Source organism: Achromobacter sp. 01N37, from assembly GCF_056399725.1.
On sequence record NZ_JBFTRX010000017.1, the window covers coordinates 1 to 11,450 of the forward strand.

An 11,450-nucleotide genomic window follows, 5' to 3' on the forward strand; every position below is an offset into this window, starting at 1 on the left:
TCTGGTCGTAGCCCTTGGCTTCGCCACCGAACTTGTTCGACAGAACGGTCGTGATAGCTGCCGTCAACGTCGTTTTGCCGTGGTCAACGTGACCAATCGTACCCACGTTCACGTGCGGCTTGGTACGTTCAAACTTGCCTTTTGCCATGGCTGACTCCTGACCTGGATTGCGCTTCAGACTGAAGAAAAGAACTTGGAAATTTGTGGTGCCCATGGCGCGGATCGAACGCGCGACCTCTCCCTTACCAAGGGAGTGCTCTACCACTGAGCCACATGGGCATTTAAAAATCTTGGAGCGGGTGAAGGGAATCGAACCCTCGTCGTAAGCTTGGAAGGCTTCTGCTCTACCATTGAGCTACACCCGCGGCATACCCATCACCTTCTCGCATCCCAGACTCTTCAAAATCAAGGCCTGGGGAACCTTACAGCCTTTTTTTGCAAAGGCCGCCCAGTTCCCTAGGCCTAATTTTAAAATCCAGGCAGACATCGCCTGGATATAGAGTTGGGTCTCTGGTGGAGGAGATTGGATTCGAACCAATGTAGGCGCAAGGCCAACAGATTTACAGTCTGCCCCCTTTAACCACTCGGGCACCCCTCCAGCGGAGAACTTGAGATTATGAACACTTTCGAATCCGGTGTCAAACCCTTCGGATGAAAATATTCAAAACTTTTGTTCAACCACTCGCGTTTCCGCGCAGAGGGGCCGAATCTTACAGGTTTCCGCGAATTGATGCACGCAAAAGCTGCGAATAGTCGTCGGCCGTGAAAATAATGGGGTTGGTTCCGCCTGACGGATCTTCACTCGCCATGCGCCCTACCCGCTCGGCCTGGCCCTCGTCGATGCCGATCTCGGCAAGGGTATGAGGGATGCCCACCGTCTCGCGCAAGCGCAGCACCCAATCCAGCACGGCGCCCGGCCCCGTGGCAGGCAGATCCAGGTAACGCGCCAGCGCTTCCAGTCGCGGCGCGACCGCATGCTGGTTGGCTTTCAACACATAGGGCATGAGGATCGCGTTCAACATGCCGTGATGCGCGTCGTACAGCGCGCCCAGCGGATGCGCCAGCGCGTGCATGGCGCCCAAGCCGCGTTGAAATGCCGTGGCGCCCATGCAGGACGCAACCAGCATCTGCTGCCTGGCCTGCAAATCCGCGCCATCAGCCACCGCTTGCGGCAGGTATTCCTTGATCATCCGCATGGCTTCAATGGCGATGCCGGCCGCCATCGGATGAAAGAACGGCGAACAGTACGCCTCCAGATTGTGGGACAGCGCATCCATGCCGGTTGCCGCGGTGATCTTGGGCGGCAGGCCCACCGTGAGTTCCGGATCAAGGATCACAATTGCGGGCAGCATGCGCGCGTGGAAAATGATGCGCTTGACCTCGGCGGCCTCGTCCGTGATGACCGACGCGCGCCCCACTTCCGACCCCGTACCCGCCGTGGTCGGCACCGCCACGACCGGCGCCATGCCGGCCACATTCACGCGCTGATAGTTGTCGCCAATGTCTTCGAAGTCCCATAAGGGACGCTTTTGTCCCACCATCAATGCAATCGCCTTGGCCGCATCCAGCGCCGACCCGCCCCCAAATGCAATGACGCCATCGTGCCGACCCTGTTGATAAGCCGCCACACCGTCCTCCACGTTGCGTCCGGTGGGGTTGCCCTTGACCTCATGGAACAGCCCGCATTCCAGCCCGGATTGGCGGCAAGCGCGCACGGTGTCGCCCACCATCGGCAAAGCGGCCAAGCCTGGGTCCGTGACAAGCAGCGGCCGCTGCATGCCTAGCTCGCGGCACCAATCAGGCAGTTCTTTAACGCGGCCGGGGCCGGCCTTGATGGCAGTGGGATAGTTCCAATTGACGCTGGGCACAGTCATGATTCGGTTCCTGAATGCGTCGTGTCAGACGCTGCGCAGATGGAAGGATTTCGCTTGCGTAAGTTGCTCGTAGCCGACGACGGACAGAGACACGCCCCGCCCCGTGTTCTTCACGCCAGTCCAGGCCAGCGCCGGGTCCAGGTAATCGCAGCGGTTCATGAAGAAGGTGCCGGTCTGCACTTGGCGGCCTAGCGCCAGCGCGGCGCTTTCGTCCTGCGTGAACACCGCCGCCGTCAAACCATAGGGGCTGTCGTTCATTAACGCCACGGCTTCATCATCGGTCTCTACCGGCATGATGCCAACCACCGGACCAAAGCACTCATCACTCATGATGCGCATGCGATGGTTTACTCGCGTAAGCAAAGCGGGTGCAACGTAAGGCGAGCTTTCACTCGCATTCTTGAAATGTGAGGGATCAATCAGGTTTTGCGCGCCGGCCGAAACGGCTTCGGCAATAACCTCGCGAATCTCAGCCGCCGCGCGGGCGCGAACCACCGGCCCCAAGGTCGTATCGGCATGCAGCGGATTGCCCAGCACGTAATCGTTCGTCAACGCCACGGCGCGTTCAATAAACTCGTCAAACACCGGCCGCGCGACGTAAATGCGCTGAATACCGCAGCAAGACTGGCCCGAGTTGAAAAATGCGCCATCCACCAAGGTCTCGACGGCGTGTTCCAGTTTGGCGTCCGCCCGCACATACGCCGGATCGTTGCCGCCCAGCTCGAGCCCCACGCCGATAAATCGCCCCGCCGCGCTTTCTTCGATGATGCGGCCGCCGCGCACGGAACCCGTGAAGGACACGTAGCCGATCTCGGGCGCGCGGATCAGGCGCTGCACCGTGTCGTGATTCGCATGCAGGTACTGGAACACGCCCTTGGGCGCACCAGCGTCTCGAAACGCCCGTTCGATCAGCTCGGCGCATAACGGCGTCTGATCAGAGTGCTTCAGGATTACGGTGTTGCCGGCCATCAGAGCCGGCACGATGCTGTTCACCGCCGTCAGCAAGGGATAGTTCCACGGCGCGATCGTCAGCGCCACGCCGATCGGTTCGCGGCTGATGAAACGGGTAAAGCCGGCTTGTTCAGGCACACGAATGGGGGCCAGGGCCTCCTCGGCAATCGCGATCATGTGGCGCGCGCGCGATTCGAAGCCGCTGACCTCGCCCGGCGTATAGCGCAACGGCCGGCCCATCTGGATGGTGATGGCCCGCGCAATGTCATCGCGTGCGGCCACAAAGCGGTCGACCGCCGCCGACACGATGCGCCCCCGTTCCGCAATGCCCAACGCCTGCCACGCGGGCTGCGCAGCCTTAGCCTGCGCCAGCGCCTGCGCAATCTGCGCTTCACTGGCATAGGCGCGCCGCACAACCTCGCGCCCGTCGATGGGACTGATGGTGATGAGTTCCTGGGTCATATCGGCCCTATGCAAACAGGTGGACGGGGATCAGATGATTTCGAAATAGCGCGCCAGCTCCCAGTCGGTCACGTGGCGGCGGAACTGGCGTTCTTCCCATTCACGGGTCGCAACATAGTGCTCGACGAACGGCGCGCCAAACAGATGATTTGCGGCTTCGGACTCGCGCAAGCGCTGCGCAGCCTCCCACAACGTCGTGGGCAAACGCAGATGGGCGGGAAACTGCTGTGTGTACGCGTTGCCTTGCACCATGGGTTCGGGTTTCAGGCCTTGTTCGATGCCATACAGTCCCGAGGCCAACGCGGCGGACAGCGCCAAATAGGGGTTGGCGTCCGCCGAGCCGATGCGCACTTCGACGCGCTGGGATTTGTCGCTGCCTGGAATCAGCCGCAACGCAGTGGTGCGGTTCTCCATGCCCCAGGTCGCGTCCAGCGGCGCCCAGTAGCCAGGCACCAGGCGCGAATAGCTGTTGATCGTCTGCGCATACAGCGCCATGAACTCCGGCAGATAGCGCTGCACGCCCGCCATGAACGAGACCTGCGCCGCGCTCATCCCATGCGGTTGGGATTCGTCATAGAACGCCGAGCGTCCGCTCTTCTTGTCACGCAGCGAAAGATGGATGTGGCCGCTTTGCCCGGGATGGTCGTGCGACCACTTGGCCATGAACGTCGCCATCAAGCCGTTTTGCTGCGCCAGTGCTTTGGTAAAGGTCTTGAACAGAAAGGCCTTGTCGGCAGCATCCGCCGCCTGATCCACGGCGAGGGCCGCTTCCAGCACGCCCGGGCCGGTCTCGGTGTGCAGCCCTTCGATGGGCATGTCCATGCGTTCGCACATATCCAGCAGCTTGCGGTAGAAGTCCCCTTCGACCGTGCTGCGCAACATGGAATAGCCGAAATTGCCGGGCGTCCAGTTTTCCATGTTGCGGTAGTGCTTGGCGCGCACCGAGTGGGGCGTTTCGCGGAACATGAAGAACTCGTATTCCAGCGCAGCGTAGACGTCAAAACCCATACCTGCCGCGCGATCCAGCGTGCGATGCAGCAGCCGGCGGGGGCAGATGTTGCCCGCATCGCCTTCGAACTCGGCCAGGAACAGCAGCATGTCTTCGCCGCCGGGGCCTTGCTCAAGCGGCAACCGGCGTGCGCTTTGCGGCACGATGCGCAGCTTCGCATCGGGATAGGCGGTGTGCCATCCGGTGTATTTGGTGTTGTCGTAGAGCTGGTCATCGAGATCCCAGCCAAACACCACATCGCAGAACGCCAGGCCAGAACGCAACGCGCCCAGGAACTTGTCGCGCCGCAAATACTTGCCCAGCATGACGCCGTCGACGTCGGACAGGCCCACCTTGATATGCGAGAGCGGGCTGGTTTGCACCAGCCGCTCCGCGTCTTCCACCGTTGCTACCCCAAGTGCATGCATGCTTGTTCACCTTGTGGCTGAAGCGTTGCGTTGAACTGCGGGCGGGCGGCGCGGCGTTCAGGTCATGGCCGCCCCCAGCACCCGCATCGCCTGGCGATGCAGCTGCGGCGTGGCGGCCGCGACGACGCGGCCCTGCGATTCGAGGCTGAGCGGCTGCCCCGACCAATCGGTAATGACGCCGCCCGCGCCTTCAATCACGGGCATCAGCGCCAGATAGTCATACGGTTGCAAGCCGGCTTCGACCACCAGGTCGACATGGCCGCTGGCCAGCAAACCATAGCTGTAGCAGTCGCCCCCGTAGCGGCGCATGCGCGCGGCGCCGGTCAGGGCGTCAAACGCCGCCAGTTCGGCGCCTTCGAAGATATCGGGCGAGGTGGCGTACAGGATGGCGTTGCGCAATTCGGTGCAGCCACTGACCTGACAGGTCTCGCCGTTCAGACGGGCGGGCGAATCGGACGCGCCGATCCAGCGTTCTTCCAGCATCGGGATGTCGATCAGGCCCAACACCGGGCGGCCGCGATGCAGCAGCGCCAGCAGCGTGCCCCACAAGGGGTTGCCCGAGATGAAGGCACGGGTGCCGTCGATGGGGTCGAGCGACCACACAAAATCGGCTTCGGCATGCTCGGCGCCGAACTCTTCACCGAAGATGCCATGTTGGGGATAGTGCTGCGCGATGGCCTCGCGCAAGGCGGACTCGACTTCGCGGTCAGCTTGCGTGACCGGGCTTTCGTCAGCTTTGGTGTCGATGGACAGCGGGTGGCGGAACCACTTGCGGGACAACGGCCGAACCTGATCCGCGAGGGTTTGCGCGAACGAGGAATATTCGGCCAATTGCTGCGCCGACAGGGCGGCGGACGTTTGCATCAGTGAGCTCCCAGGGGGTTTTTCCAGTCTAGACACGTTGCCCCAAATTTGCAAATATACCTAAAACTGCAACTTCACCGTTGTCATATGAAGTCGCCGTACGCATTCGTAGCTCGCCACCGTTGCCGTGTATTCCCTACCGGAGTTCCATCATGCAATGTATGAAGAAGCTTAGCGTTGTGGTTGCAGTAATTTCCCTAAGTTGTGCACAGGCGGTCCATGCCGGCGCCATCACCGTCTACACCGCGCTGGAAGAAGACGAGATTGCCGCCTACCTGAAGGCGGCCAACGCGGCCATGCCGGACGTGAAGGTCAACGTGCTGCGCCTGTCCACCGGCGACCTGGGCGCGCGCCTCATCGCCGAGGCGGCCAACCCCCAGCAGGATCTGATCTGGGGCTTTGCCGTCAGCAACATGCTGGACCCGCGCTTGCAGAATCTGCTGGAGCCCTACGCGGCCAAGGGCATCGACGCCCTGCCCGCCCAGTACAAAGGCGCAGACAACAAGTGGTTCGCCGCGACCGGCTACGTCGCCGCATTCTGTGTGAACACTGATCGGCTGAAATCCAAGAACCTGCCGATGCCGACGTCTTGGGAGGATCTGGCCAAGCCGGTCTACAAGGGCGAAATCGTTATCCCCAGCCCCGCGGCGTCCGGCACGGGCTACTTGCAGATCGTCGCCCTGTTGCAAGGACTGGGCCAGGAGAAAGGCTGGGCATTGTTGAAGGACCTGGACAAGAACGTGGCGCAATACACGCCATCCGGGTCCCGCCCCTGCAAGATGGCGCGCGCCGGTGAATATGCCATCGGCGTGTCGTTCGCCTTCCCCGCCATGCAATCCATCGATGAGGGCTACCCCGTCAAGATGGTGATTCCCAAACAGTGGGTCGGATACGAGCTTGAGGCATCCGGGCTGATGAAGGCGGCGAAGAATCCCGCCGACGCCAAGCGCTTCCTGGACTGGACGTTATCGCCGCAAGCGGGCGCCCTGTACAGCCAGTACAAGGAGCTCGTCACCCTGCCCGGCGCCGCCCCCAACAAAGCGGCCGAGGCCGCGGGCTTGCCGAAAGATCTGACGACGGTGCTGTATCCGGTGAACTTCCAGACGTCTGCCGCCGAGCGCGACGCCACCATCAAGACCTGGCAAAACACCATCAAGCGCTGACGCCTTAGCGGCGGGCGCCGCCCGCCGCCATCCGTCCGGGAGACCCCATGTATCTGGAATTGCGCGGGATACGGAAAACCTTCGACGCGTCCGTGGCGCTGGAAGATATCGACCTGTCCGTTGGCGAGCACGAATTCGTCTGCCTGCTGGGGCCCAGCGGTTGCGGCAAGACGACCTTGCTGCGCATCGTGGCCGGGCTGCTTCCCTTTGACAGCGGCGCCATCACGCTGGGCGGACGCGACCTGAGCGGGCTGCCTGCCCGCAAGCGCGGCTTTGGCATCGTGTTCCAGTCGTACTCGCTATTTCCCAACATGACGGTGGCCGAAAACGTGGGCTACGGGCTGCGCATCCGAGGCGAGCCGCGCGACCGCATCGCGGCGCGTGTGGACGAATTGCTGACGCTCATCAAGCTGCCCGACTATGCGGCGCGTTATCCACACCAGTTGTCGGGCGGCCAGCAGCAGCGTGTGGCACTGGCGCGCGCGCTGGCAGTGGACCCGGCGCTGATCTTGTTGGACGAACCGCTGTCGGCGCTGGACGCCCGCGTGCGTACGGACATGCGCGCGGAAATACACGAGGTGCAACGCCGCCTGAAAATTCCCACAATCATGGTGACGCATGACCAGGAGGAAGCCCTGACGCTTGCCGACAAGATTGTCTGCATGAACGATGGGCGCATCGAGCAGGTGGGGTCGCCGTCCGATCTGTATCTGCGGCCCCGCACCCGTTTCGTGGCCAACTTCGTGGGGCTGAGCAATCTGCTGCCCACCGACTGGGTGCGCGACGCCATGCCGCAACTGCTGGCAACGCGGCCCGACGGCGCCAGCGAACGCTACGAGGCCTGCCTGCGGCCCGAGAACCTGCGCATCGCCGCCGATGCGCACGGCCCCGGACGCGTGCAGGACATGACGTTCATGGGCAATCTGACCCGCTTGCGCGTCGCCTGGCTGGGACGTGAGCTGGTGGTGGAACAACATGGTGCGGCCGGCCTGTCGCGCGGCGCAGCGGTGCGGCTGGACATGGAGCCCGGCCACTGCGCCTGGGTGGCGGTATGACCGCGCCAAGCGGAATGTCCGCATGAGCACGCTACAAGCCGGCGCCGCCATCGCCACGCCCGCCGGACGCGCGCCCTGGTCCGCCGACCGGCTGTTGCTATGGACCTGCGTCGCCATTCCGCTAGCCGGGCTGGCGCTCTTCTTCCTGTATCCGCTGGCCACCGTCGCGTGGCGCAGCCTGGTCGAAAAAGACGGCTCAATCGGCCTGGGCAACTACGCCGAGGTCTTCGCCACCCGCGGCATCCTGACCGCCACGGTAAACAGCCTTGTGATGAGCGCGGCGACGACGCTTATCAGCATCACCGCGGGCTTCGCCATCGCGTATGGGCTGGACCGCAGCTGCATGCGCGGCAAGGGCATCGTGCGGCTTGCGCTCGTATTGCCGTTACTGGCGCCGTCGCTCGTGCAAGGGCTGGGCCTGATCTTCATCCTGGGACGCAACGGGCTGGTACACCGGTGGACCGGCTGGGAAATCGATATCTACGGGTTCTGGGGCCTGCTGATATCGAACGTGTTCTATGCCCTGCCCCAGGCCGTGCTGATCCTGCAGGCGGCGCTGCGCAACATGGACGCCCGCTACTACGATGCGGCCGAAGTCATGGGCGCATCCAGCACGCGCCAGTTCTTCGACATCACCTTGCCCAACTGCAAGTTCGGCTTGCTGAGCGCAGGCTTCGTGGTGTTCGTCATCACCATCACCGACTTCGGGAACGCCGCGGTGATCGGCGGCAACTACCGGGTTCTTGCCACCGAGATCTACAGCCAGGTATCGGGGCAAATGAATTTCGGCATGGGCTCGGTAGTGGGCATCTTGCTGTTGCTGCCTTCGCTGATTTCAGTGCAGATCGAACGCGTGGCGTCGCAGCGCCAATTCGGCTCGGCGTCGCCCAGCGGCATACGGGTGGCGCCGCAACCGGCACGCGCGCGAGACCTGGCGTTTGGCATCGGCGTGCTGCTGGCTTGCAGCACGATCATCCTGACAGTGGCCACCGTTGTCTTCGCCAGCTTCATGCGGCTATGGCCGTACCGGATGGAGTGGACGCTCAAGCACTACGACATCACCGTCAGCGGCGGCTATGCGCCGTTGTGGACGTCGCTGTATCTCTCGCTGGCGGCCGCAGGCGGCGGGGTGCTGCTGTTGTTCTTCTTGAGCTTCGGCGTCTGCCGCATTGGCCGCGGCTGGGCGAAGGTGATCTATCTGCTGTCGGTGTTGCCGGTGGGGGTGCCGGGCCTGGTGCTGGGGCTGTCGTACATCTTCGCGTTCAACGCGCCTGGCACGCCGCTGTATGCGCTGTATGGCAGCGCGGCGCTGATTGCGCTATGCAACTTCTACCACTATCACACGCAAGGATTCCTGACGATGATGACGGGCATGCGCGCCGTGCCGCAAGCCCTGGAGGAAGCGGTCAGCTGCCTGGGGGGCGGCACCATGCAAGTGCTGCGCGACGCCGTGCTGCCGCTTATCGCCCCCACGGTATTGGGCGTGTTCTTCTTCCTGTTCATGCGGTCGATGGTGACGCTGTCGGCGGTGATTTTCCTGGTGACCCCATCGGTCAGCGTGGCGCCCGTATCGGTGCTGCGGCTGGACGAAGCTGGATTCGTTTCGCAGGCGGCGGCGTATTCCACGCTTATCATGCTGGTCGTTGGAGGTTCTCTGCTGGCCATGCGCGCGTTGATCGCCGGCGCGGCGCGGCGGCGGAGATAGATTAGGAAGCATCGGATATGTGGCAAGAAGAGCGGTATCAAAGAATCCGCGCCCTGCTGTCTTCATTGCAGCAGGTGTCGACGGACCGCATCGTCGGCGAGCTTGGCGTGTCGCGCGAAACCGTCAGGCGTGATCTGCTCGAATTGGAAGCCATGGGCGAATTGCGCCGCGTGCATGGCGGCGCGGTGCCGGTGCACAGCGAGCCGCCCATCGCAGAACGCGTACACACGCGCGTCAAATACAAGCGCGCCATTGCCCGCGCGGCGGCGGGGCTGGTGGCAAGCGGCCAGACCTTGTTCCTGGATGCGGGCAGCACAACCAGCGTGCTGGCCGACGAATTGGCGAAGTTGTCGGGGCTCACCATCATCACCAATTCGTTCGATGTGGCGTTGAAGGTGGGCGCGGCGGGCAACGGCGCGAATCAGCTGTTGATGCTGGGCGGGTCGGTCGGCGGGCCGGTATGCGCCACCGCGGGCGACATCACCATTGCCGAAATCCACCGCTACCGCGCTGACTTCGCGTTGCTGTCGCCCGTGGGCGTGGATGCTGAATGCGGCGCCACCAACTATGACTTGCGCGAAGCCGAGGTGGCGCGCGCGATGACGGCCAACGCCAAGCAACTGGTCCTGCTGGCTGACTTCAGCAAGATCGGCCTGTGCAGCCGCGTGTCATTCTGCGGCGCTGACCGCATTGATCATCTGGTGACGAACACCAGTGCACAGAAATCGGCGGCCTACACGGCGCTGGAGTCAGCGGTGGGCAACGTGCTGGCGGTGTAAGCCCGTTGCCCTGCGCCCGATTAGACCTTGGCCTTGGCCTTGGCCTTGACCGTGAGCTTGGCCTTGGCCTTCTCGGTCGCCTTCGCATTAGTCCAGCGATACCCCTGCCGTCTTCACCATGTCGGCCCAGTACACCGTGTCTTCCTGCAAGCGCGTCTTGAACGCATCCGGCTGGCTGCCCACCGGCCAGCTGCCGCCGCTGTTGATCTTGGCGATCACGTTGGGCGACTTCATGGCTTGCCCGACCGCTTGCGCCAGGTAGGCGACGCGCTCGGGCGGCGTGCCGGCAGGGGCAAACAGGCCATACCAATCATCGGCGGTGATGCCGTCCAGACCGCTTTGCTTCAACGTCGGCGCCCCCTTGAAAATGCCGATGCTGTTCTCGTGGCTCAAGGCCAGGATGCGCAGCTTGCCTGCGGCCACCATGGGTTCGGCCGACGCGGGTGACGTGATCAGCATATCGACGGTACCGCCCATCAAATCGGTGATGGCGGGCGCCGCGCCACGATACGGCACGTGCACCAGATTCACACCCGCTTTTTTCGAGACCAGCGCGCCCATCAGATGGCTCATCGTGCCGTTGCCGGGCGTCGCATACGTGATGATGCCCGGCTGCTTGCGCGCGGCGTCCAGATAGTCGGCCAAGGTCTTGTACGGGCTTTCGGTGCGCGCCACCAACACCAGCGGCGCAGACGTGATCTGCGAGATCGGCGTGAAGTCCTTCACCGGATCAAAGCCCACGTTCTTGTACAAACGCGGGTTGACGGCCATGACGCTCGTCTGCGACATCACCAGCGTGTAGCCATCGGGCTTGGCGCGCGACACTTGCGCCGTGCCGACGTTGCCGCCCGCGCCAGAACGGTTTTCCACCACGACGCTCTGGCCCGTAATGGCGCCCAGCTCCTGCGCAATCAGCCGCGCCACGTTGTCATTGCCGCCCCCGGGCGGGAATGGCGAGACGACGGTGATGGCCTGCTTGGGATAGTCGGCGGGCGCTTTGAGCGAAGGCTTTTGCGCTTGGACGCCTGCCCCCCACGTCAAGCCGGCAATGGCCAACGCGGCCGCGCCGCAAGTGTGCAATGCATGGTGCTTCATCTGGATTTCCCCTTGTGTCTGCGGCCGGATACTCGGCCGTCCCTGCATTCCGGTTCGCCATGAACCGTCCGCACCCCGCCGGCACC

Annotated in this window: 10 protein-coding genes and 3 tRNA genes; 4 read left to right on the forward strand and 9 right to left on the reverse strand. The window is 63.2% G+C overall.

The genetic code is table 11. From position 1 onward, the window contains the following. The 8 genes from AC1DSJ_RS25875 to hisN form a co-directional block, all read right to left on the reverse strand. On the reverse strand, positions 1-148 hold a 148-nt coding region (locus AC1DSJ_RS25875; RefSeq protein ID WP_441372500.1), incomplete at its 3' end, for a GTP-binding protein. A gap of 56 nt (positions 149-204) precedes the next feature. Beyond that, positions 205-279: transfer RNA gene (locus tag AC1DSJ_RS25880), tRNA-Thr, on the reverse strand. 12 nt (positions 280-291) lie between these two features. Then, positions 292-365 (reverse strand) — tRNA-Gly (locus AC1DSJ_RS25885). A gap of 146 nt (positions 366-511) precedes the next feature. Beyond that, positions 512-598 (reverse strand) — tRNA-Tyr (locus AC1DSJ_RS25890). Positions 599-710: 112 nt separating this feature from the next. Then, a complete protein-coding gene (locus AC1DSJ_RS25895) occupies positions 711-1,874 on the reverse strand; it encodes an iron-containing alcohol dehydrogenase (RefSeq protein ID WP_175170420.1) in 1,164 nt (387 codons plus the stop codon). Between the two features lie 24 nt (positions 1,875-1,898). Next, the gene (locus tag AC1DSJ_RS25900) at positions 1,899-3,287 is read right to left on the reverse strand and encodes an aldehyde dehydrogenase family protein (RefSeq protein ID WP_441372472.1); all 1,389 of its coding nucleotides are present in this window, start codon (positions 3,285-3,287) and stop codon (positions 1,899-1,901) included. Between the two features lie 30 nt (positions 3,288-3,317). Then, positions 3,318-4,703, reverse strand: a complete 1,386-nt coding sequence (locus AC1DSJ_RS25905) for a glutamine synthetase family protein (protein WP_054420862.1) — start codon at positions 4,701-4,703, stop codon at positions 3,318-3,320. Between the two features lie 57 nt (positions 4,704-4,760). Continuing rightward, the gene (gene hisN, locus AC1DSJ_RS25910; RefSeq protein ID WP_441372473.1) at positions 4,761-5,567 is read right to left on the reverse strand and encodes a histidinol-phosphatase; all 807 of its coding nucleotides are present in this window, start codon (positions 5,565-5,567) and stop codon (positions 4,761-4,763) included. A gap of 152 nt (positions 5,568-5,719) precedes the next feature. Here hisN and AC1DSJ_RS25915 point away from each other — a divergent pair, with 152 nt between their 5' ends. Genes AC1DSJ_RS25915 through AC1DSJ_RS25930 form a run of 4 tightly spaced genes read left to right on the forward strand, consistent with a single transcriptional unit; the run spans position 5,720 to position 10,269 of the window. Further along, positions 5,720-6,730 carry an ABC transporter substrate-binding protein gene (locus AC1DSJ_RS25915; RefSeq protein ID WP_054420864.1) on the forward strand — a complete coding sequence of 337 codons (1,011 nt, stop codon included), beginning with the start codon at positions 5,720-5,722 and terminating at the stop codon, positions 6,728-6,730. A gap of 47 nt (positions 6,731-6,777) precedes the next feature. After that, complete coding sequence (locus AC1DSJ_RS25920) at positions 6,778-7,785, forward strand: ABC transporter ATP-binding protein (RefSeq protein WP_175170422.1); 1,008 nt, start codon at positions 6,778-6,780, stop codon at positions 7,783-7,785. A 22-nt stretch (positions 7,786-7,807) separates the two neighbouring features. Continuing rightward, positions 7,808-9,490, forward strand: coding sequence for an ABC transporter permease subunit (locus tag AC1DSJ_RS25925; RefSeq protein ID WP_054420866.1), 1,683 nt, complete (start codon positions 7,808-7,810; stop codon positions 9,488-9,490). Between the two features lie 17 nt (positions 9,491-9,507). Next, positions 9,508-10,269, forward strand: a complete 762-nt coding sequence (locus AC1DSJ_RS25930) for a DeoR/GlpR family DNA-binding transcription regulator (RefSeq protein WP_054420867.1) — start codon at positions 9,508-9,510, stop codon at positions 10,267-10,269. An 87-nt stretch (positions 10,270-10,356) separates the two neighbouring features. Here AC1DSJ_RS25930 and AC1DSJ_RS25935 read toward each other — a convergent pair whose 3' ends face one another. Further along, entirely contained in the window at positions 10,357-11,364 is a 1,008-nt protein-coding gene (locus AC1DSJ_RS25935; RefSeq protein WP_441372474.1) for a Bug family tripartite tricarboxylate transporter substrate binding protein, read from the reverse strand. Between the last annotated feature and the right edge of the window lie 86 nt (positions 11,365-11,450).